A 23,442-nucleotide genomic window follows, 5' to 3' on the forward strand; every position below is an offset into this window, starting at 1 on the left:
GCGCACAGCTCGGTTTTTTATTTTTGGTTTCAAGACTATTTTTCAAATAGCTCTTGATGCAGTTTTTGAATCGCTTGGCGTGACACCGATTCATGCAGTAAGAAGCATAAGTTGTGAGGGCTTGCGCCGTAGCAAATCATACGTAAGTTGAAATCTTCTAGGGTGCCAAACACTTGTTTTGCGTAGCCGCGGCTTTCGCTCATGTTGTTACCGATCAGCGCCACTAAACATAGATTGTGTTCTACCTCGACGGTGCATAGCGCTTCGAGCTCTTCACGTGCTGCGCTTGGCAATTGTGGTGCGCCGCCAGAAGTACCCGTTTGATCGAGAGTGAGTGACACACTGATCTCTGAGGTGGTGATCAAGTCCACTGAGACTTTATGCTTGGCCAGAATCTCAAATACTTTCGCGAGGAAGCCATAAGCATGGAACATGTTAGCACTGTGCAGTGTCACCATGGTTTGATTACAGCGCAGGGCTAGTGCACGGAAAAGAGGTGAGCTTTGCACCTGATGACGGATCCATGTGCCGCCTTTTTCTGGCTCTTTTGATGATCCGACAAATACCGGAATATCATGGCGTAGCGCTGGTACTAACGTCGAAGGGTGCAAGATCTTGGCGCCAAAGTTCGCCATTTCAGATGCTTCACTAAAGCTAATCTCTGGGATTGGAGACGCTTTTTCTGCAATACGAGGATCGGTGGTGTAAATACCCGGAACATCAGTCCAGATCTCTAAACCTTCTGCTTTAACGGCTTCTGCAATCAATGCTGCACTGTAATCACTGCCACCGCGACCGAGCGTAGTTGTATTGCCATGCTCATCAGAACCGATGAAGCCTTGTGTCACCACAACGAAATCTTGACAGAGAGGGAGCAGGTTTTGTTGAGCAAGTTGTGCAGTTTGCTCTACATTTGGCTCTGCTTGGCCAAAGTTATTGTCAGTACGCAACACTTGGCGAATATCAAAACGCTGAGCATTGATGCCACGCTCGCGCATTAACTGCGCCAGTAGATGTGTTGACATTAGTTCGCCACAAGCGACTAAGTGATCGGTGAGTTTGTCTGTTGCTTGAATGGAGGCGGCTTCAGCAAGGCTGGTGACGGTATCAAGTATTTTGTAAATTTCAGCGGCGGTGTTGGTGGCGTCTTCTAGCTTACCAAGAACAGCTTCATGAATATCCGCGATTTGACTTAATACTTGATTGCGTTGCTGTTGATCTGGAACGCCGTTAGCCAGTTCAACCAATAAGTTGGTCACACCCGAGCAAGCACTGCTGACGACTAATTTTGTATTTGGATTATTTTCAATAATGGCCGCACAGCGACTCATAGCTTCAAAGTTTGCGACACTTGTACCGCCAAATTTGGCGACATTAAAAGAGCTCACAGTATTTCTCCCACGACTTCCTAAATTGTTGTTGGTATCCCAACGTCCGATGTTTTTTGTTTGATAATTCAAACGAGAAGAGAGTTTTTTGAGCGGTATAAAGAGGTAAGTTATTGTTGCTAATAGTTCACCTCAGAAGCGCTTCATCAGGCGGCGCTGATGACAATTGATGAGAGTCAACTCAAGTCAACCGACTGCTCTAATCCGACAACTTAGCGCAATCTCGGCACTGCTCTCCCTTCAACGCATCGTATCGGAGTTGTGGCTCCACGATGCATCTACCTAGGCAGCGCTCCTCTTCTGTGACTAAATATTGAACGTTTTTATGTGATCAAAGTCAATTAAAAATTTACAAATATAACAAAATCGATGCTAACTAGACTTACGGCCAATTGTTGTTAGCAAGGTATTGTTCTATGGTGAATTAGTTTGAATTAATCCTGATATGCAGCAAGGAGTGACAATGACGATTACCAGCTTTATTCCACCGCATCGAACCTTAATGGGCCCCGGCCCATCAGATATTTCACCGCAAGTATTGCAAGCGTTGAGCCGCCCAACCGTTGGTCATTTAGACCCGCTTTTTATCGCCATGATGGATGAGTTAAAGCAACTCTTAAAATACGCTTTTCAAACTGAAAATGAGTTTACCATTGCGCTTTCAGCCCCAGGAAGTGCGGGTATGGAAGCCTGTTTTGTTAATTTAATTGAGTCGGGCGATAAAGTGATTGTGTGCCGCAATGGGGTATTTGGCGAACGGATGCGAGAAAATGTGATCCGCGCTGGAGGCGAGGTTGTGGTGGTGGATGATGAGTGGGGATGCCCAGTCTCTATCGACAAGGTACGTCAAGCATTAGTCGATCATCCTGATACTAAGATCGTTGCCTTTGTGCATGCCGAAACGTCCACAGGAGCGCTCTCCGATGCGCAAGCGTTAGGAGCGCTAGCTAAGCAATATGGTGCTCTGACGATTGTGGATGCCGTAACCTCACTCGGTGGTGTGCCATTAAAAGTGGATGAATGGCAGTTAGATGCTGTTTATTCAGGCAGCCAGAAATGTCTTTCTTGTACGCCAGGCTTATCACCATTGACCTTTTCCGCCAAAGCGGTTGAAAAAATACAGGGTCGTACCACGCCAGTGCAGAGTTGGTTTCTCGATCAGAGCTTAGTATTGGGCTATTGGAGTGGTGAAGGTAAGCGGAGTTACCACCACACGGCGCCCGTAAACAGTTTATATGCGCTGCATGAAGCATTATTGATCCTGCAACGAGAAGGGTTAGAGAATGCTTGGCATCGTCACCAATTGATGCATGAAAAGCTCAAATTGGGTTTGGAAAAGTTAGGTTTTGAATTTGTGGTCGAACAAGCGTATCGCTTACCACAATTGAATGCGGTTTTTGTTCCACAAGGTATTGATGAAGCGAAGGTGCGTAGCCATTTGTTACAGACTTACAATCTTGAAGTCGGTGCTGGGCTTGGCGCTTTGGCGGGTAAAGCGTGGCGCATAGGTTTGATGGGATATGGCGCAAGAGAAGAGAATATTGCGTTGTGTCTGCGAGCCTTAGAAGAATCCATCACGCAATAATCTTGTTCAGTGCGTTAGGCAAAGCGCTAGATAGCAAAGTGGTAGGAACGAGTAAGGGCGGCTCTGAGGCCGCTCTTTTTTATTGAGCCGCAGAGGGTTTTAGTGCGTCGATATCGGGAGCGATATATTGCACTTTGTCAAAGTCTCGATTTGGGAACAGGAATTTTGCTTCACTGCGAATCTGCTCTGCTTTCTGTGTATCTTCAATGCCTTGATAGGCCAAGATTAGGTTGTTATAGAAAGCCGGACGCGGCTTGTGTTTAATGATCTGCAAAGACCAATCAATATAAGGTTGAATGTAATCTGGATTTTGACTCATCAAACCAATATTAAGATAGGTGTTATAGACATCCCAATCATAGCGATCTTTCCAGACAATGGGGTTACTGACACTATTAAGGATATCTGGATTTTTAGGGCTCGATTTCTCAAACTGGGTTAACACATAGTTAGTGTGTAATGAGCTGAGCATATACAGGCTTACCGTAATCGGTACCACTAGGCTCATCAATCTCAGTAAGGTTTGAGTGATGCGACTAAAACCAGCGGCTCGATATGAATTTGCTCGTTGATCGATCCAATATAATAAAATAATGAACGTTAGCCAGTGTACCATCGAGTGGTAAAACGGGTATTCCAGTTGGCTGTGCAGTACGATCGGTACCAGTAAGCCAAACATCGCCAGTCGAGTGCCTTTTTTACATTGGTAGATACGAATCAAGACAAAGAGTGCCGCTAAGAAAATGGCCAAAATCGGTAATAGCCCACCCTCGACCGCCCAATACAACAGTTCGTTATGTGGATGATCTAGCGCTGGTAAACCAATATGGTAGTCAGGGTTGAGCTGATGCTGGCGAGCGGTGTAGAGCATGTAGTCCGCTTCAAAATTACCATAACCATAACCGGTAAATGGCTTTTCAATGAACATGTCTAGCGCTTGAGGGAACATATAGCTGCGCGGGCTTTCTAAATTGGCTTTTGCCGCCATGAGATCTGCGCTGCCTGATGTTTGCATCATAGGGCCAATCAGACCGGCCATTACACCGATCACAGCCGAGAGGCACCAACCAATCACACGTTTATGAGTCGCAAAGCGATAAAGGTATGGCAGCACCAGTGCAACCGCGATAATGGCGCCTAACCAGCCTGTTCGCGACGCTAACACAATCAATAGCGGAATCGTTAAGGCTGGCATGATGTAGAGTAGGCTGACATCACTCAGTTTACGTTGATACTTGGTCGGTTGGCGAGCCAGTAAGTAGCCAGAAATAGCTAAGCCGGTCGCAAGAAAGCTGGCCATTACATTCGGTTGTTGAAAAATGCCATAAGGGCGATTTTGCACTGTGTTGTAACCAAGCCAGTTGCCTGGTTCGAGTAACCAATATTGCACCCAGCCTAATAATGCTTGAATGGCAACGGCAATCACGATGAACCACAACAGACGTTGTTTCTGACGATTGCTAAAACGAAACTGCTGCAAGGTTACAAATAGTAAAAAGCCAAACCAAAGACCAGTTAAGCGATTAATCGTGAGTAGAAACTCGGCATTAGGGTAGAGTGCGGGTGCTGTTAGCATTAGGCAGCTAATAAACAACACTATGGTCAGCTTGTTGTAACGAATCACACCCGCAGTGCCAATTTGATACAGGCCAATGGCAATGGTTAATGCTAAAGCAATCCAAGTAGTGGCATTAAATGATAAAGCCAATCCGGATCCGCCAGGGTTCGGCATAAAAAAGTGCATGGCAACAATGAAAATAAGCCCAATTGAGGCTAAAAACGGGCGGATGAGTGGCAATCTTGGTACTTGAGGCTCAAGTTGCGTTCCGGTTACATGTAGGGTTGCCATATAGGGGTCACTTTTACAAAAATAAAACCAGCGTATGATACGCTGGTTTCGAAGGGCTGTTGACCTTTTGAGCTAATTTTTGCAGCGGTTGTTGGTTATTTATTCAAGTCAAAGGCTTTGAAATATAAGCGCTCTGCCTGGTAAATCACTTATGCCGCCACAAATAGCATTAACCGAGATTACTTTAACATCTCTTTGAGGAAGTGCGCAGTATGCGAGCCTTTGACCTTGACCACATCTTCCGGCGTGCCTTGAGCAATAATTTCACCACCACCTTGGCCACCTTCTGGGCCTAAATCGACAATCCAGTCCGCGGTTTTTACCACATCTAAATTATGCTCGATGACCACGACGGTATTACCGTGATCACGCAAGCGATGGAGTACGGTCAGCAATTGCTGAATATCGTGGAAGTGCAAGCCTGTGGTCGGCTCATCCAAGATGTACAAGGTTTTACCGGTATCGCGCTTGGACAATTCACGTGCCAGTTTGACGCGTTGCGCTTCACCACCAGATAGCGTTGTTGCCGCTTGGCCAAGGCGGATATAAGAAAGCCCCACATCAATCAGCGTTTGCAGTTTGCGTGCAATTACCGGCACGGGATCGAAAAACTGACGTGCGTCTTCAACGGTAAGTTCCAACACTTCATCAATACTTTTCCCTTTATAACGCACATCAAGCGTTTCACGATTGTAGCGTTTACCTTTACAGGCATCACATGGCACATAGACATCGGGTAAGAAATGCATTTCTACCTTGATAACCCCGTCGCCTTGACACGCTTCACATCGACCACCACGTACGTTAAAGCTAAATCGACCCGGTTTATAACCTCGGGTACGTGCTTCTTGAGTGCCGGAAAATAGTTCACGGATTGGCGTAAAAATACCCGTGTAAGTTGCTGGGTTTGAGCGTGGCGTACGACCAATTGGGCTTTGGTCGATATCGATTACTTTATCGAAATGCTCTAAGCCTTTAATTTTCTTAAATGGCGCAGGGACTGCGGTGGTTGCGCCGTTTAACTGGGTGTGAGCGATCTTAAAGAAGGTATCATTGATTAAGGTCGACTTCCCTGAGCCAGAAACGCCAGTGATACAGCTGAATAAGCCAACCGGAATCGTTAGATTAACGTCTTTTAAGTTGTTGCCTGATGCGCCAATCAGTTCGACGACCTTTTTCTTATCAAATGGTGTTCGAACTTGAGGGATAGCGATTTGTTTCGCCCCCGATAAGTATTGGCCGGTTAGTGATTCTGGTTCGGCAATAATGTCAGCCATGGTGCCTTGAGCAACCACTTGGCCACCATGAACCCCAGCGCCAGGACCGATATCGATCACGTGATCAGCTCTGCGGATTGCATCTTCGTCGTGCTCAACCACCAAAACGGTATTGCCCAGATCACGCAGATGTACCAATGTTTTGAGTAGTCTTTCATTGTCACGTTGATGCAAACCGATGGAAGGTTCATCAAGTACATACATCACACCAACCAAGCCTGCACCAATTTGACTGGCCAGACGAATACGTTGCGCTTCTCCGCCAGAGAGGGTTTCTGCGCTGCGTGATAGGTTAAGATAGTTAAGACCAACGTTGACGAGAAATTCCAGTCGGTCGTTGATCTCTTTCATTACCTTTTCCGCAATTTTAGCGCGTTGCCCTTCCAATTTTAGTTGGGCAAAGAACGTTAACGCATCAGCAATGCTCAGTTCGACAATCTCAGGTAAGGCAGTATCACCAATAAATACATTGCGTGCTTCAAGACGCAAGCGACTGCCATCACAGCTAGCGCAGCATTTGGTGGCAATATATTTAGCCAGATCTTCACGAACCGAGTTTGATTCGGTATCACGATAGCGACGCTCTAAGGTATTGAGAATACCTTCAAATGGGTGGCGTTTTACGCGAATATCACCGCGATCATTGATGTAGTTAAATTCCACGTCAGTGCGGCCAGAACCGGTTAAAATCACCGATTGGATTTTCTTTGGCAGCTGATTAAATGGCTGGTGAAGATCAAAATCATAATGCTTAGCCAGTGAGCTGAGCATTTGAAAGTAGTAATAGTTCTTTTGATCCCAACCACGAATCGCACCTTGTGCAAGGCTTAACGATTCATCTTGAATCACTCGTGCTGGATCAAAGTATTGTTGTACGCCTAGGCCATCACACGTTCCACAAGCACCTGCGGGGTTGTTAAACGAGAACAGACGTGGTTCAAGCTCTTGCATGCTATAGCCACAATGTGGGCAGGCAAAGTTGGCAGAGAATACGGTTTCTTCACCATCACCTTCCATTGGTGCGACAATCGCAATACCACCTGAAAGTTCTAGCGTGGTTTCAAAAGATTCTGCGAGGCGCTGTTGTAAGTCGTCACGCACTTTAAAGCGGTCAACCACCACTTCAATGGTGTGTTTTTTATGTAGTTCTAGCGGAGGAGGATCGCTTAAATCGCAGGTATCACCATCAATACGTGCACGAATAAAACCTTGCGCGGCTAAATTTTCTAATGTCTTAACATGCTCACCTTTGCGCTCTTTTACGATTGGTGCAAGCAACATCATCTTAGAGCCTTGCGGTAGCTCAAGTACCTTATCAACCATTTGAGAAATGGTTTGCGCTGTTAAAGGCTCCTTGTGCGTCGGGCAGCGAGGTTCACCAACGCGGGCGTAAAGCAAGCGCAGATAATCGTACACTTCGGTAATGGTGCCGACCGTCGAACGTGGGTTGTGTGAAGTGGACTTTTGTTCGATAGAAATCGCCGGCGAGAGTCCTTCAATATGGTCGACATCTGGCTTTTCCATCAATGAGAGAAATTGACGCGCATAGGCTGAGAGGGATTCAACATAGCGACGTTGGCCTTCTGCATAGAGAGTATCAAAGGCTAGCGAGGACTTCCCAGAGCCAGATAAACCCGTAATCACCGTAAGTTTATCGCGCGGGATAGTGAGATTGATATTTTTGAGATTGTGAGTGCGGGCTCCGCGAACTTCTATCTTATCCATTGTTATCGCTCTATATGGGAAGAATACTAAGAATGGCTAAACTGATGGCGTATTGTTATACGCAGTTTGCCTTAGTATTGCACAGCGGAAGAAATGTTCAAAGAAGATACTGGATAAAAAAACAGTAACAAAAAGGCAGCCATGAAGGCTGCCTTGAATAAATGTAGGTTGAATGCGAGTAACTTAAGCTTGCTTAGCGGTCGCTTTCTTACCAAGTTCAGTTTTCTTACTGTCTTTGAGATACATGTTCTCAAAGCAGTAGTTGGTCGCTTCGATGTAGCCTTCAACGCTACCACAGTCAAAACGTTGACCTTTAAATTTGTACGCTAAAACGCAACCTGATTTCGCTTGTTTTAGCAGCGCATCAGTAATTTGAATCTCGCCACCTTTGCCTGGTTCCGTTTTTTCAATCAGCTCAAAAATATCAGGCGTTAAGATGTAGCGGCCGATAATCGCAAGATTGCTTGGCGCCGTACCTGCTTCTGGTTTTTCCACCATGTCATCCACACGGTAGATGTCATCTTTGATCATCTCACCCGAGATCACGCCGTATTTGTGCGTTTCATCTTCAGGAACTTCTTGTACTGCCACGATTGAACAGCGGAACTGTTTAAACAGTGTCACCATTTGTGCTAGCACACCTTCTTGTTCATTAACGCAAAGGTCATCGGCTAGTACAACAGCAAAAGGTTCATCACCAATCAGCTCGCGACCAGTCAAAATCGCATGGCCTAAGCCTTTCATTTCGCGTTGACGAGTGTAAGTGAAGGTTGCTGAATCAATGATGTCACGGATATCCACCAAAAGTTCTTCTTTATTGGTGCCGCTAATCTGATGTTCTAGCTCATAGTTTTTATCAAAGTGATCCATGATTGAATGTTTGCCACGGCCAGTAACAATACACATGCCGTCCATACCTGCTTGGATCGCTTCTTCTACACCGTATTCAATCAATGGTTTATTCACCACTGGCATCATCTCTTTTGGCATTGATTTGGTAGCTGGAAGAAAACGCGTGCCATAACCAGCCGCTGGAAATAGGCATTTTTTAATCATGATAAAACCCTTTATCTAACTGATGTATTTAGTAAGTTGGCGACAAGATAGCACGCTTTTACCATCAGATAATCACTCCTGTGGTGCAAAAGTTGATTTTTTAGCACTTGCTTTATTTTTAAGACATTAAGTGCTGTTTTGCCCAAGAGGTTGCCTGCACGCGATTCTTTACCGAGAGTTTTTTGAAGATTTGGTATAGATGGGACTTGACGGTAAATTCACTAATAAAGAGGTCTTCTGCAATTTGATTATTCGATGCGCCAGTTTTTAAGCTGCGTAAAATCTGGATCTCACGGGTGGTTAGGTCAACAGTGGCTGGTGAGGTTTGGCTATCAAAGATATGGCGATAGTAATGTAATAGTTGTGCGGCGACTTTTCTTGGCAGCCAATTATGGCTATTGATCACTTCACCACAGCCAAATGCAACGTCATTGAGGTCATCGTTGCGATAAAAAAGCGCTTTTAAATTACCAAAGCTGAGTAGCTCGTCAGTAGTGAGACGTCTCTCGACATTAAAAATAATCGTTTCAAATATTTTATTCGATAACGGCAGGTTGCGAATGGTGCTATTTAATGTCTGGTAGTTGTTATGGTCGATCAGCAGAATTTTATGTTTGTGTTGCTGCATGGCGAGCATACAGTCTTGCGGTTCCATTCGGGGTATCGGTAAGCCGAGGGTTGCTTCAATACGATCTACAATTGGATAGTGAGCGTGTTTATTTTCACATAGGAAATAGATGGTTCTAGTGTAGATGTTCTTAGCCATAGGATTTTCTCGTTGTTAAGGTTTGTATTTATTAGTTATTTTTAATCTATCCTGTCTCATTTGATCTGAAAGAGCGATTGGTGGTCAATACCAATTGCATCATGTTTCATATTTGATAAGTGATTTATCTTTATCTCATTGAAAATGGGCGAGGAGAAGATGAGTAAGTATTGAATTCTGGGACGAGTAACCGAAAAGTTGTTTAGTGGTAGGACATCAAGAGTTGTTTGTGGCGTAACTAGGGTGTTATTCTTATGCGCTATCAAATTTAAGAAATTCTATCTAGACGGAGCGAAACATGGCTAGCCGTGGAGTAAACAAAGTAATCTTGGTCGGTAACTTGGGCGCAGATCCTGAAGTCCGTTACATGCCTAGTGGCGGTGCAGTAGCAAATATTACTGTGGCTACTTCTGAGTCATGGCGTGATAAAGCTACCGGTGAACAGCGTGAAAAAACAGAGTGGCACCGTGTTGCTCTGTTTGGAAAATTAGCAGAAGTGGCTGGTGAGTACCTACGCAAAGGCTCTCAAGTTTACATTGAAGGTCAACTGCAAACACGTAAATGGCAAAACCAACAAGGCCAAGATCAGTACACAACGGAAGTTGTGGTACAAGGCTTTAATGGTGTGATGCAAATGCTAGGCGGTCGTCAAGGCGGTCAAGGTGCACCAATGGGTGGTCAACCTCAACAGCAACAGCAACCGCAGCAAGGTTGGGGTCAGCCACAACAACCTGCAATGCAGCAGCAATCGCATCAGCCACAACAGCAGCAACCTCAGCAACAACAGCCTCAATATAATGAGCCACCAATGGATTTTGACGACGACATCCCGTTTTAATCTATCCAAACTGAAAAAAAGCCGCGATTATCGCGGCTTTTTTATATAGTGAGTTTTACTTTAGCTCCTAAGGATCGGGAGTTCTCGTGCTAGGTGATAGCTTTTAACGTATTATGTGGGCTCTCATTCTGTATAGATGACACTCTCAAGGTGAAGGGAATCCATTATTTATGAGGTATACGCCTACCTTAAAATTGAGCACTCGCTTGGTGGCTTTTGTCACCATGATCGTAATTTGCGCGATGTTTATCCTCTTTCTTGGGGGAACCTTATCTTTTCGCAGTTTAGGCCATGAATATCTAGACCACTCCCTCAATGGGATCGTTGAAGTGGTGGATAAAGAAATGGAAAACCCTGATGCGGCTTATTCTATGCAGCGCTGGATGCCGAAAATGCTGCAAGCGTCCAATATCGTTGAAATGGAACTTTCATCGCAATCGGGCGTAATCTACCGCTATAAAGACACATCCAATACGTTTGATCCTTCATTGCTTTATCGAGTGGCTTATCAACTCGAACGCAATAATGGTTATACCATTCGCTTTGTGGCAATCCCTCCCTATCTTGGTTACGGCTATTCAATGCAGGCGTTATGGTCGATTACTGTCGCGGTATTACTGATTATTTTCGGTCTAATGCAAGGGGTTAAATGGCTCAAGTTACAGTTGCTCGGTTCAGAATTACTTGAAGAGCGGGGGCGGATGATCTTGGCCGGACGAGTCGAAGAGTTTGCCAAAGGTGATAGTAATGAATGGCCTTATACTGCCAGTGAAGCGTTAGATCGATTAATTGAAGAGTTACAAGACGCTCGGCAAGAACGCAGTCGTTTTGACACCTTCATACGTACGCAAACCTTTCTTGATCAATTAACCGGTACGGCTAATCGGGTGCTATTTGATAGTAAGTTGGAATCAGCACTGTCTGAAAGTGGCGCCCGTGGTGGTGTATTGCTTTTGCGTATTGATGAATGGGAACAAATTGAAGAAGAGAGTGGTAAACAGCAGGCTAACGACTTTATTGTTGCGGTCGGTGAAGCAATCAATAATATTATTCTGCGTTACCCGGATGTGATTTTATCGCGTTACTATAATGCTGATTTTGCCATTTTTGCTCCTAACTTAAGTAGTAAAGAAGTCTCTAGTATTGCCATCAATTGTTTAAAGCAATTGAATAAACTGGATTTGCCCATGCCTCTTGATGAAGACAATTGGTGCCATATTGGCGTCAGTATGTTTCAAGAAGGGGAACGTCAGGGGAAGATCATGGATGAAGCGGAAACTGCGCTAAAAAGCGCACACATTCAGCAAATTAATACCTGGAGTCGTTTTAATAAACTTTCTGACCAACAAGAGGAACGTGGTAGCGTTCGTTGGCGTACTTTGTTTGATAAAGTGTTAACCCCAGAAAAAGTATATCTGTTTTCTCAACCTTGTTATTTGTTGAATGCGCAACAAGAGCCGGAGTTGAACCATTATGAACTGTTTGTGCGTATTAATGACCCTGAAAAAGGATTGATTAAGGCGTCACGTTTTAACTCTGCAATTGAGTCGGTTGGTTACGAAAGTCTTTTAGATCGCTCAGTTTTTTTATCGATCGCCAGATTTTTGAAGGCGTCAAAAAATAGTTTATGTTATTCTGTAAACCTTCATGTGAGTCCCTTTTCTGATCGCAAATACTTTCGTTGGTTTAGGGATGAGCTGCTGCAATTACCAACAGAATCGAGACATCAGCTCTATTTTGAGTTCGCCGAAGCGCGTTTAGTGAAACATATTGACTATATGCGACCTGTGATCAAGATGTTAACCGGTTTAGGTTGTAAAGTGGTTGTCGGGCAAGCAGGTCGATCCATCGTAAGTACTCATTATTTAAAAGATTTATCGATTGATTATTTGAAGTTGCATCGCAGCTTGATTAAACAAATCGATCAACGACATGAAAATCAGTTATTTGTACGTAGTCTCTTGGGGGCCTGTAAAGGATTAAAAACTCAAGTCATTGCAGTCGGTGTCGACCAAAAGCAAGAATATAAAACAATTTTAGAGCTTGGTGTTCAAGGTGTCCAAGGCCGTTATTTTGCCGCGGAACAGCAGATGCTTCCTGAACAGCAAACTGAGCACATCATACAGTCCAAATCCAATGTACAAGTTGGACGACGTAACCGTTGGCGAAGAAGTTAAGTTGTAGATGAATATTCAATCTTTAATTGATAAGTTTAGCTCTGGTACGCGTTCAGGAAACTGTCTGAGGGTAGTTGTCCAACCGAGCGCGATCTATTTTTCTGAATTTGATGCCGCGATATTACCGAAGCGAGTCTCTACAGAAGGTGCCGATTGGCAAAAAGTATTGGTTAATACTTTAGTTAAAGGACAGGTCGCTGATACCACTATCGACGTAGTACTTAACTCAAGCCTTTATCAAAACTACCAAATAGAAAAACCCAATGTTCCTCAAGAAGAACTGAGCTTAACGTTACCGTTTTTACTCAAAGATCTAATCAGCGAAAAAATTACCGATATCATTGCCGATGCGATGCCGTTACCAAGTAGCAATAAGCTACAAGTGTACGTAGTGCCGAAATCGATGGTGTTGGGATTGGCCGAATCTCTCGCTCAAGCAAACTTAAAGCTAGGGCATATTCTGGTTGAGGATGATGTTTGGGGCCGTGTCGCAACTGATACGGAACGCTTTGTCTTACTTCAACGCAGCCAAAATGGCGCATACAAAGTCAGTGCTTTTGTTGATAACCGCTGTGTTTTTCAGCGCACCATTCGTGGTGTTAGCGCGCCATTAACTGGTGTGGCGAGTGCCAGTTTCCAGCTTGATAGTGTCGCACTAGAACTACAGCGTTCGATTGATTACCTCTCATCCCAGATGCGTGGCGCAACATTGCACCGTATGAAGGTTTGCTGTGATGATGAGGACAATGGCGAGCTAGCGAAAGCGCTGGATGAACGACTCAGCGTCAGTGTGGCACCGTTGACAGACACCGATTTAGAATCTGGTGCGCTACTGGCTCAGTTTATCTCAAAAAACTACGATGCAGGGATCAATCTATATCCAGCGCATCTGCAACCTAAAGTTGACCACTTTACGCTTAATAACGTCGTGTTGGCGAGTGCCTTGTTGATGGTGATGATGTGTGCTGCTTTCGGCTACAACGCATGGCAGCACGCACAACTAACGCAAGATTTAAGCGTGGTGAAATCCCAAGAGAAAGAATTTAATCAGCAATTGACGAGTTTAAACCAGCGATTGGCTAAGCACCGTCCATCGCCAGAGAAGGTTCATGCTGTCGAGCGTCTAAAGGAAGATATTCTTTCCAAACGTGATTCGCTGAATGCGGTATCTAAGTATGATGGCGCGCAACAAGCGGGTTATTCCGGCATTATGGCGTCATTAGCGCAATTAGGACGTAACGACATTTCGATTAACTACATCCATATGGATGACGACACTTTGGATATCAAAGGGTTGGCTAGAGATCCTCAAGCTATTCCTAATTGGGTTAATCAATTTAAAGGCGAGCTTAATCTGGTGGGGCGTTCGTTTGAAAAACTGAAAATCGGTCGTAATGAGCAGAATGTCCTGACGTTTGAACTGCATACCAAAGAGGAAGCCGAGCAATGAAAGCGCATTGGCTAAACATGACTGAAAAGTTTGCTAACTTAAGTGCGCGAGAAAAGTGGCTGATCGCTTTGTGCAGTTGGGTCGGTATTGTTTTGGGTGGGTATGTGTTGTTGGTTGAGCCAACGTTTAAATCAAATCAATCATTGCGTCAGCAAATCATGACTTCAGAGCAGAGTAACTTGCGATTGGAGGGGGAGATCCTCGCGATTACCGCAAAACTCAAAAAAGATCCTGACCAAGCAATCAATATTGAGTACAAAAGATTATTCACTGAAAGCCAAATGCTTTCAGAGCAACTGGCGAAAGTTTTTGAAGATCTGATTTCGCCGAGTCAAATGGCCAAACTGCTCGAAGATGTATTAGCTGGCACAAAGGGATTGCATTTAGTGTCGCTGGAGTCATTAAAGGCTGAGCCGATTGTTAAGAGCCAAGCAACGGATAGCTATGATGGTTACTTCATTCATCCTGTACGCCTTGAGTTGACGGGAAGCTACTTTGCGATTTTAAGCTATTTAGAAACATTAGAGTCGCTACCGGTGAATTACTATTGGCGTAATTTTAGTTACCAAGTAGACACCTATCCTAAAGCGAAATTGATATTGGAAGTCTACACGCTAGGTACAAGACAGGAGTTTATCGGTGGTTAGTAAGTTATTGATTGCTATGCTGAGTTTATCTTCGTTGGCCATGGCGTCATGGGCCGTTGCATCGCAAGATCCAACGGCACCGCTGAATTGGCAGCCAACGGAAAAAAGTACACAAGCAAAAAAAGTCACACAATATCGCGTACCTAACTTACAGAGCATTGTTTGCCAAGGTGAAAAAGAGTGTATCGCGATTTTAAATGGCCAAGCACTGGCGCAAGGTGAACGAATCAATGGTTTCCAAGTGAAACAAGTGAGAGCGGATTACGTCACCGTCGCCCGAGGCAGTAAACAGTGGAAGCTGGAGTTGTTTCCTCTAGAAGTAAAACAATAAGGTTAATGAGATCGTATGCGTAAACTCGTTTTAGCAATCACCATTGCTTCGTTAGTTGGCTGTTCTATGGGACATCGTGACCCTATTGAGGCTAAGAACGCTTTAAATGAAGCTATCAATGAGTCTAATGGTCGCGCGCTGCAAGAGTTGCCTGCGTCAGTCGAAGCAGACCTAATGCCGGAGCTAGATAACGATAGCCTCAGTAGTAGTGAGACGGTTAAGCGTTTCCGAATTAAAGCCAGCGGTGTTGATGCTCGGGCATTTTTCACTAGCTTGGTGAAAGGCACTGAGTTTAGCGTCGCGATTCACCCTGATGTGACGGGCAAGATCACGGTGAATTTGTCTGATGTCACTTTGGATGAGGTTTTGTCTGTCGTCAGCGACATGTATGGTTACGACATTCAAAAAACTGGTAAAGTTATTCAGGTTTACCCAGCAGGTTTACGTACGGTGACGATTCCGGTCGACTACTTGCAATTTAAACGCTCAGGCCGTTCATTAACTTCGATCACTACCGGTACGATTACCAATACCGATAGTGGTTCTTCGAGTGATTCCGATTCATCTTCGTCATCATCTTCTAGTACCAGTACCTCAAAAGGTGGTACTGAAATTGAAACTACCAGTGAAAGTGATTTCTGGCCGCAATTAGAGCAAGCGGTTGATCAATTGATTGGCAGCGGCAAAGGGCAGTCGGTAGTCGTCACGCCGCAAGCAAGTGTGATTACCGTTCGTGCTTTCCCTGATGAAATCCGCCAAGTACGTGAGTTTTTGGGCATTTCTCAGCAACGTATGCATCGCCAAGTGATTTTAGAAGCAAAGATTTTGGAAGTGACCTTGAGTGATGGTTATCAGCAAGGGATCAATTGGAATAAAGCTTTTACTTCTAATGGCACCGATTATTCGATCGGACAAGGTACGATTGTTAAAGATCCTAATGGTAATATTTTGCCACAAATTCTACCGGGTTTAGATGCGATTGGTACTTTATTGGGTGGACAGACGAATCTGGTTATTTCCAGTGGTAGCTTTGACGCAGTGCTGAATTTTATGGCGACTCAAGGTGACCTAAATGTACTTTCTAGCCCGCGTGTGACGGCATCAAATAACCAAAAAGCGGTGATTAAAGTTGGTACAGATGAGTACTATGTGACTGATTTTTCGAGTGTGGTGGGGACGGCGGATAACTCAGAACCGTCACCAGAAGTGGAATTGACACCTTTCTTCTCTGGTATCTCATTGGATGTGACACCGCAAATTGACGATCAAGGTAATGTACTACTGCATGTTCACCCTGCGGTGATTGATGTCAAAGAGCAAGTCAAAGAGATTGGTTTTGGTGCCAATAGCTTAACACTGCCATTGGCTCAAAGTTCAATTCGCGAATCAGATTCAGTGATCCGCGCGCAAGATGGCGATGTGGTGGTGATTGGTGGTTTGATGAAGTCGAACAGCATTGATCAAACGTCGAAAGTCCCATTCCTAGGGGACATCCCAGGCTTGGGGTATTTGTTCCGCAATACATCACAACTGCAACAAAAAACAGAGCTGGTTATTTTGCTTAAACCGACGGTTGTTGGTGTCAATACGTGGCAAAAAGAGCTGGAACGCTCGCGTGATTTGTTACAAGAGTGGTTCCCAGACCAGCAGCAGTAATTCGCTATGTATTTAGAGCATTTTGGTTTTAACCAGTTGCCTTTTCATTTGACCCCAAATACTGAGTTGTTTTTGGGGTTGGCGCCTCATTATGAAGCGATTCAAACGGTCAATGCCGCGCTTAATATGGGCGAAGGGGTGATTAAAGTGACGGGTGAGGTGGGGACCGGAAAAACCATGGTTTGCCGCATGTTGGTCAATCATTTTGAGCCCCATATCCAATTGGTCTATTTGCCTAATCCAGCATTGTCAGGTCATGAATTACGCCAGTCTGTGGCGGCAGAATTACTGGTTCATAGCCAGAATGCAGCTTCGATCGTGGATGATATCCAACATCGCTTGATTGAGTTAACCAAAGCGGGCAAGCAAGTGGTCGTTTTGGTTGATGAGGCGCAAGCACTCAGTGATGATGCATTAGAAGTCTTGCGCTTATTTGGAAATTTAGAAACGGAACGACAAAAGCTATTACAAATCGTTTTATTTGGTCAGCCTGAGTTAGATGAAAGGCTTGAGCAGCATCATTTAAGGCAGTTTCGTCAACGCATTACGTTTAGCGCTAAACTCAGGCCGCTTTCGATTGAAGAGACGGTTACCTACATTACGACCCGTATTGAAAAGGCGGGTGGCTGTTATGAGGTTTTCTCTCTGAGTCAAAAAAAGGCGCTCTGGCGTGCCAGTCGAGGGATTCCTCGCTTGATAAACCAGCTTTGTCATAAAAGCTTGCTGCTGGCGAGTAGCCAAGGCGCGAGCACGATTAAACATTCACACTTACATGCAGCAGCGCATGATACGTTCGATGCTTGTAAGCCAAAGTATAAAAACCCAATGTGTTGGGGTTGGAGTTAGAGCATGAGTGCGATTAATAACGCGCTATCTGAGTTATCAAAGTCGCAAACGACGTCGATTAACGATATAGAGAGAGTTCAGGTTCAAACGATTAAGCAAAAACCAAGATTGCCGTGGTTGATAGGTGGTTTCAGTTTGAGTTTAGCGGTTGGTGGCTGGGCGATTTCCATACAAGCTCCAGGTGAGCAAACCGCACTGACTAGCTCATCCGAACCGATTACTCAGCAAATTCCGCTTTCTGCTGCAGAGCTTGATGTGATCACTAATGTGCCTTCGCCAACCGCGAAAGTAACACAAGCGAGTGAGGCGATTTATAGCGCTCCGGTGAAGCTAGATGTCGCGGCAGTGAGTGAGCCAGCGGAGACTAAGTCGGCCGCTATCCATGATGCGCCGCGAGCGGAAGTGAAGTCAAAAACGGCTCAAACAGCAGTGGTCGCTGAAAAAAATGTGCGAGCTCCTGAAGTTGAATCACCCATCGTCCAGTCCAATACCATTACCGCACCACTTGCGGATGTCTCTGAGCAGTCACTCGATAATCACGTCATGAGTGAAACATCGCTGAATGAACAGCCGCTATCGTTGGCCAACAACAGTCCAGAACAATTGAAACGTTCGGCGGCTGAACATTTTGTTGAGGAAGGTGCCATTGTTGTTGAGCAAGTGGAATTAACGCCAACGCAACTTTCATTTAAGGCTCAAGAGCGGGCTAAAAAAGCACTTGATGCCAATAATTTGGCTGAGGCAATTGCACAATATAATGATGCACTGCGTTATACCCCACGAGACAGTAAAGTCCGTCAAACATTAGCGGCTTTGTATTATGGCAAAGGGGATGCGCGTAAGGCGGTTGATCTGCTGCAAAAAGGCATTGCGATCGATAACGATGATATGAACGTTCGTTTGGCCCTGTCGAAATTATTGCTTAAAGAGCAACAAAACGCGGCGGCATTAACCCCCTTGGTTTATTTGCCTGCCAATCCAAGCCGTGATTACTTATCACTGCGTGCAGCATTAGCACAAAAGAATAATCAAGACCAATTGGCATTGGAAAGCTATCAACAATTAGTCACTATTGAGCCGGAAAACGGCCGCTGGTGGCTTGGCTATGCGATTCAGCAAGAGAGAGCGTTCGAGTTGCAAGGTGCTAAGCAAGCTTACCAGCAGGCACTGACTAAAGTGGGTGTCTCTAGCCAATCTCAGCAGTTCATTCGTGACCGTTTGAGTGTGTTAAACCGATTAGAGGAGCAGCCAAGTGCAGATTAAGTTACGTAAACGCCTCGGTGACTTGCTGGTTGAAGAAGGCATTATTAGTGAGCATCAAGTAGAGCAAGCACTGGCAGCACAGAAGGCGACTGGGCGTAAATTGGGGGCAACTCTGATTGATCTCGGCTTTTTGAGCGAGAAGCAGATGCTAACATTCCTCTCGCAACAGCTTGATTTGCCTTTGATTGATCTTAGCCGTATGAACGTCGATGTTGATGCGGTACAGCTGCTGCCAGAGGTGCATGCTCGCCGACTAAGGGCGTTGGTGATCGGTCGTAACTTGGATACCTTACGAGTTGCGATGAGTGATCCTGCGGACTTGTTTGCTCAAGAGTCGCTGCTTTCTCAATTACCTCAATATGCGATTGAATTTGTTATCGCACCAGAGAATCAACTGGTTGATGGCTTTGATCGCTACTACCGCCGTACCAAAGAAATTGCATCATTTGCTGAGCAGTTGCAAGCTGAGCATCAAGTGACCGATGCGTTTGATTTCAGTATTGAAGATGAAGACAGCGATGAAGTGACAGTGGTAAAACTGATCAACTCATTGTTTGAAGATGCGATCCAAGTCGGAGCGTCGGATATCCATATTGAACCCGATTCCAATGTACTTCGCCTGCGTCAACGTATTGATGGTGTGTTGCATGAAACCTTGCTGAATGAGGTTAATGTCGCGCCGGCATTGGTATTGCGCCTTAAATTGATGGCGAACTTAGACATCTCCGAGAAACGTCTGCCACAGGATGGTCGCTTTAATATTAAAGCCAAAGGCCAGTCAGTTGATATTCGTATGTCGACCATGCCGGTGCAATACGGTGAGTCGGTGGTGATGCGTCTCCTTAATCAATCGTCTGGGGTGCGTAACCTCGATGAATCAGGTTTGCCGCCGGCGTTGCTTGAGCGCTTACGTCGCCAACTGCGTCGACCACACGGTATGATTTTGGTTACTGGCCCTACTGGCTCAGGTAAAACCACGACCTTATATGGTGCTTTGAGTGAATTGAATGAGCCGGGTAAGAAGATCATTACCGCGGAAGATCCGGTTGAATATCGTCTGCCTCGCATTAACCAAGTGCAGGTCAACAGCAAGATTAATTTAAACTTCTCCACCATACTGCGTACATTCTTGCGTCAAGATCCCGATATTATCCTGATTGGTGAGATGCGTGACCAAGAAACGGTAGAGATTGGCTTGCGTGCGGCACTGACTGGTCACCTAGTGTTAAGTACACTGCACACCAACGATGCCGTTGATAGCGCGTTGCGTATGATGGATATGGGCGCACCAGGATACCTAGTCGCGAGTGCGGTTCGCGCCGTCGTCGCACAACGTCTAGTGCGTAAGGTCTGCCCTGATTGTAAAACTGATCATCATGTTGATGATGGGGCGCGTCAGTGGTTGATGCAACGTTTCCCCAATCAAGTTGAGGCTAAGTTTGTTCGTGGCCGAGGTTGTCAGAACTGTAACTTAACTGGCTATCGTGGCCGGATTGGTGTGTTTGAAATTCTAGAATTAGAGCAAGATATGATGGATGCCCTGCGCGCTAACGACGCAGTAGGTTTTGCGCAAATTGCCCGTCGTTCCGCAAACTATAAACCGTTACTTGCTTCGGCAATGGAATTGGCGCTGCAAGGTGTGGTGAGCTTTGACGAGGTCATGAACCTTGGTGAAGGTGACTCAACAGGTAGCGTTCAAGCTATCTACTTGTAGGGAACGCTATGGCACAGTTTCATTATCAAGGACGTACTCTCGACGGCAATAAAGTGTCGGGTAATATTGATGCGGGTACGGCGGAATTGGCTGCAGAAGCGTTGATGGCAAAAGGGGTCATCCCGACACAGCTGCGTGAAGGCAAAAAAGCGTCAGGGTTTAATATCGATTTAAAAGCCCTGTTTACCCCAGCAGTACCACTGGATATTTTGGTGATCTTCTGTCGTCAGATGTACAGCTTGACCAAAGCAGGCGTGCCACTGATGCGCGCGATGAAAGGGTTAACGCAAAACTGTTCCAATAAGCAGCTCAAAGAGGCGTTGGAAGAGGTCACCAATGAGCTCACCAATGGGCGTAGCCTTTCGGCATCAATGCAAATGCACCCAGCCGTTTTTAGCCCCTTATTTGTTTCCATGCTCAGCGTGGGTGAAAATACCGGTCGCTTGGATGACGCTTTACTGCAATTGGCCAATTATTATGAGCAAGAGTTAGAAACTCGTAAGCGAATCAAAACCGCGATGCGTTATCCAACTTTTGTAATTAGCTTTATTTTATTGGCGATGTTCATTTTGAACGTCAAGGTGATCCCACAGTTTTCCAGCATGTTTAGTCGTTTTGGCGTAGACCTACCATTGCCGACACGTATTTTGATTGCAACCTCGGATTTTTTCGTTAATTACTGGGCACTGATGGTCGCGATGATCTTTGGTGGTTTATTCGCTTTTCGCACTTGGCTACAGACCGAGGAAGGGCGTGAGAAGTGGGATAAGATCCGCCTGAGAATGCCCGTCGTGGGTGGGGTGGTTAACCGAGCGCAGTTAGCGCGTTTTTCACGTACCTTTGCTTTGATGTTACAAGCAGGTGTGCCGTTAAACCAGTCGTTGTCATTGTCTGCTGAGGCTTTAGGGAATAAATACTTAGAAGCGCGTCTAATGGAAATGAAATCGTCCATTGAAGCGGGTGGTTCCATCTCTAATACTGCGATTGCGACGGGAATCTTTACGCCACTGGTGATTCAAATGCTCTCGGTCGGTGAAGAGACCGGTCGTATTGATGAGCTATTGATTGAAGTGGCCGATTTTTACGATCGAGAAGTCGACTACGACTTAAAAACACTCACCGCGCGTATTGAACCACTATTGTTGGTTGTTGTAGCGGGTATGGTGTTGATTTTGGCGCTGGGTATCTTTTTGCCTATGTGGGGAATGCTGGATGCCATCAAAGGGTAATTTACTCGCCAATCTTGAACGTTCCAGATGGGTGATTTGGTTGGTGGTTTTGTTGGTTATCTTGCTGGCTTTTACGATGGCGTGGAACAAAGTGGAGCGAGAGGCCAGTGATACGGCATTGGTAGTTGCGAGTAAGCGCATATTGGAAAGAGCCAATTATTATAAGCAGCAGTGGCTATTGTCTGGTCAGCCAAAGTGGTTAAGTATTGAAGGGGCCTCACTGTCTTTTACTCATAATGGTTGGGTTATTCCGCAGAAAATGCCACATAAAACCGACTGTCGCTATTGGTTGGAGGTACTTTACCCTGAAAGGAAGGTTTTAGAATCTTTACCTAATAAAATTACCGATAATTCAAGCGCATTAGATTTTTCATGTCACTATTCATATAGTAATGAAGATGCGATATATGTCGAACTAAAGAATAATAAGTTTAGCGTAAGCGTCAGCTTTTCGTCAGAATAAGTTTTTTTGACACTTGTTGAGTTACTTTGTTACAAAATAGGCGTATAATACGCCATACCAAAAAGCGAGTTGAGATGATTATGAACAATAAACAAACTGGTTTCTCATTAGTTGAGCTTGTCGTAGTGATTGTTGTAGTCGGATTATTGGCGGTTGCCGCATTACCTCGTTTTTTAGATGTAACCGATGAGGCGAAAAAAGCCAGCATTGAAGGCGTCGCGGGCGGTTTTGCTACAGGTGTTCTTTCGGCTCGTGCGCAGTGGGAAGCCGAAGCGCGTCCATCGATTACTGAAAACAGTCAAAAGCAAAACTTCGTTAATTACGATGGCGTCGATTTTTGGTTAACTCGCTCGGAATCTGCTGAGGGTAAAGAGACCGGCTTTCGTGATGGCTATCCAATCACGGTTAAGGACGGAAATACGGTTTTTCCGACCAATGTATCAGAATCAACCTGCATATTGTTGATGGAGAACTTGCTTCAGAATCCTCCGAAAGTTGATACTGTAGAGAACGCGAAAGCGGACAAAAATGTGAAATATTCCGCTCAAGCGGATACCTCTGCTAGCTCTTGTATTTATATCCAACAAGAAGGTGGCACTGCGCATCAGTTTGAGTATGAAATCAAAACCGGTCGTGTGACCGTAACCCTGCAGTAGTACTGCTAATAATTTTAAAATAGAGAGATTGATACTATGAAAAGACAAGGTGGTTTCACCCTTATCGAACTAGTGGTGGTGATTGTTATTCTAGGTATTCTAGCAGTCACTGCAGCACCACGTTTCCTTAACCTACAAGACGATGCGCGAGATGCGACGTTGGAAGGCCTAGCTGGTGCGATACAAGGTGCATCATCAATGATTTATGGTAAAGCAGCTATCGCAGGTCAAGAAAGCAATGCTGGCCCTGTAGCTGTAAGTTCTGGTGTTGGTTCTGGCAATATCAATACTGTATTTGGATATCCAGAAGCTACATCTGCATCAATTTCCGCAATTGTTCAAGGTATCGGTTCTGATTTTGAATTTATTGAGCTTGTGACCGGCTCCTCGCCTAAAGCTGCAACGTTTGGTTTACCTAACTATACAACATCTTGTGTTCGTTATACTGAGGCAGCAAATGCATCAACACCAGCATCTGCTCAAGTGGTCGATAACACAGATAATCAATGTGATAGTGCAAACTAAT

At 45.1% G+C, this 23,442-nt stretch carries 19 protein-coding genes and 1 riboswitch; of the genes, 14 read left to right on the forward strand and 5 right to left on the reverse strand.

Features of this window, described 5'->3' with window-relative positions; all coding sequences use genetic code 11:
• Positions 1-35: 35 nt before the first annotated feature.
• Positions 36-1,388 (reverse strand): lysine-sensitive aspartokinase 3, encoded by a 1,353-nt coding sequence (lysC, locus tag RH88_RS01880; protein WP_005593077.1) that lies wholly within the window; start codon positions 1,386-1,388, stop codon positions 36-38.
• Between the two features lie 128 nt (positions 1,389-1,516).
• Positions 1,517-1,696, reverse strand: a riboswitch (Lysine riboswitch).
• A gap of 155 nt (positions 1,697-1,851) precedes the next feature.
• On the opposite strand from lysC, the gene RH88_RS01885 reads away from it, so the two are divergent.
• A complete protein-coding gene (locus RH88_RS01885; RefSeq protein ID WP_005593078.1) occupies positions 1,852-2,973 on the forward strand; it encodes a pyridoxal-phosphate-dependent aminotransferase family protein in 1,122 nt (373 codons plus the stop codon).
• A 79-nt stretch (positions 2,974-3,052) separates the two neighbouring features.
• On the opposite strand, the gene RH88_RS01890 is transcribed toward RH88_RS01885, so the two are convergent.
• From RH88_RS01890 to RH88_RS01905, 4 genes are all read right to left on the reverse strand, one after another.
• On the reverse strand, positions 3,053-4,822 hold the full coding sequence (locus RH88_RS01890; RefSeq protein WP_005593080.1) for a PglL family O-oligosaccharyltransferase: 1,770 nt from the start codon (positions 4,820-4,822) through the stop codon (positions 3,053-3,055).
• Positions 4,823-5,001: 179 nt separating this feature from the next.
• Positions 5,002-7,824, reverse strand: coding sequence for an excinuclease ABC subunit UvrA (uvrA, locus tag RH88_RS01895; protein ID WP_005593082.1), 2,823 nt, complete (start codon positions 7,822-7,824; stop codon positions 5,002-5,004).
• Between the two features lie 183 nt (positions 7,825-8,007).
• A complete protein-coding gene (gene galU / locus RH88_RS01900) occupies positions 8,008-8,880 on the reverse strand; it encodes a UTP--glucose-1-phosphate uridylyltransferase GalU (protein ID WP_005593083.1) in 873 nt (290 codons plus the stop codon).
• 118 nt (positions 8,881-8,998) lie between these two features.
• On the reverse strand, positions 8,999-9,646 hold the full coding sequence (locus tag RH88_RS01905) for a LuxR C-terminal-related transcriptional regulator (protein ID WP_005593085.1): 648 nt from the start codon (positions 9,644-9,646) through the stop codon (positions 8,999-9,001).
• 298 nt (positions 9,647-9,944) lie between these two features.
• Here RH88_RS01905 and RH88_RS01910 point away from each other — a divergent pair, with 298 nt between their 5' ends.
• The 13 genes from RH88_RS01910 (at position 9,945) to RH88_RS01970 (ending at position 23,441) form a co-directional block, all read left to right on the forward strand.
• The gene (locus RH88_RS01910; RefSeq protein WP_005593087.1) at positions 9,945-10,484 is read left to right on the forward strand and encodes a single-stranded DNA-binding protein; all 540 of its coding nucleotides are present in this window, start codon (positions 9,945-9,947) and stop codon (positions 10,482-10,484) included.
• Positions 10,485-10,654: 170 nt separating this feature from the next.
• A complete protein-coding gene (gene csrD, locus RH88_RS01915) occupies positions 10,655-12,661 on the forward strand; it encodes an RNase E specificity factor CsrD (RefSeq protein WP_005593088.1) in 2,007 nt (668 codons plus the stop codon).
• Positions 12,662-12,668: 7 nt separating this feature from the next.
• Complete coding sequence (locus RH88_RS01920) at positions 12,669-14,111, forward strand: hypothetical protein (protein WP_005593089.1); 1,443 nt, start codon at positions 12,669-12,671, stop codon at positions 14,109-14,111.
• Positions 14,108-14,758: a type 4a pilus biogenesis protein PilO gene (pilO, locus tag RH88_RS01925; RefSeq protein WP_005593090.1), complete on the forward strand. Its 651-nt coding sequence runs from the start codon at positions 14,108-14,110 to the stop codon at positions 14,756-14,758. The genes RH88_RS01920 and pilO overlap by 4 nt, the downstream gene beginning before the upstream one ends.
• Before the next feature lie 7 nt (positions 14,759-14,765).
• Positions 14,766-15,089, forward strand: coding sequence for a hypothetical protein (locus tag RH88_RS01930; protein ID WP_040757806.1), 324 nt, complete (start codon positions 14,766-14,768; stop codon positions 15,087-15,089).
• Positions 15,090-15,104: 15 nt separating this feature from the next.
• Positions 15,105-16,745, forward strand: coding sequence for a pilus (MSHA type) biogenesis protein MshL (gene mshL / locus RH88_RS01935; RefSeq protein WP_005593092.1), 1,641 nt, complete (start codon positions 15,105-15,107; stop codon positions 16,743-16,745).
• A 6-nt stretch (positions 16,746-16,751) separates the two neighbouring features.
• Positions 16,752-17,591 carry an ExeA family protein gene (locus tag RH88_RS01940; protein ID WP_005593093.1) on the forward strand — a complete coding sequence of 280 codons (840 nt, stop codon included), beginning with the start codon at positions 16,752-16,754 and terminating at the stop codon, positions 17,589-17,591.
• Positions 17,592-17,594: 3 nt separating this feature from the next.
• A complete protein-coding gene (locus tag RH88_RS01945; RefSeq protein WP_005593094.1) occupies positions 17,595-18,854 on the forward strand; it encodes a tetratricopeptide repeat protein in 1,260 nt (419 codons plus the stop codon).
• Complete coding sequence (locus RH88_RS01950; RefSeq protein ID WP_005593095.1) at positions 18,844-20,568, forward strand: MSHA fimbrial ATPase MshE; 1,725 nt, start codon at positions 18,844-18,846, stop codon at positions 20,566-20,568. The genes RH88_RS01945 and RH88_RS01950 overlap by 11 nt, the downstream gene beginning before the upstream one ends.
• An 8-nt stretch (positions 20,569-20,576) precedes the next feature.
• Positions 20,577-21,797, forward strand: a complete 1,221-nt coding sequence (locus RH88_RS01955; protein ID WP_005593096.1) for a type II secretion system F family protein — start codon at positions 20,577-20,579, stop codon at positions 21,795-21,797.
• Positions 21,781-22,260 (forward strand): hypothetical protein, encoded by a 480-nt coding sequence (locus RH88_RS01960; RefSeq protein WP_005593098.1) that lies wholly within the window; start codon positions 21,781-21,783, stop codon positions 22,258-22,260. Before RH88_RS01955 ends, RH88_RS01960 begins: the two co-directional genes overlap by 17 nt.
• A gap of 80 nt (positions 22,261-22,340) precedes the next feature.
• Positions 22,341-22,916 (forward strand): prepilin-type N-terminal cleavage/methylation domain-containing protein, encoded by a 576-nt coding sequence (locus tag RH88_RS01965; protein WP_040757807.1) that lies wholly within the window; start codon positions 22,341-22,343, stop codon positions 22,914-22,916.
• Between the two features lie 36 nt (positions 22,917-22,952).
• The gene (locus tag RH88_RS01970) at positions 22,953-23,441 is read left to right on the forward strand and encodes a type II secretion system protein (RefSeq protein WP_005593100.1); all 489 of its coding nucleotides are present in this window, start codon (positions 22,953-22,955) and stop codon (positions 23,439-23,441) included.
• Position 23,442 lies beyond the last annotated feature (1 nt).

This window comes from Vibrio scophthalmi LMG 19158, from assembly GCF_000222585.1.
In the GTDB taxonomy this organism is placed as follows: Bacteria; Pseudomonadota; Gammaproteobacteria; order Enterobacterales; family Vibrionaceae; genus Vibrio; species Vibrio scophthalmi.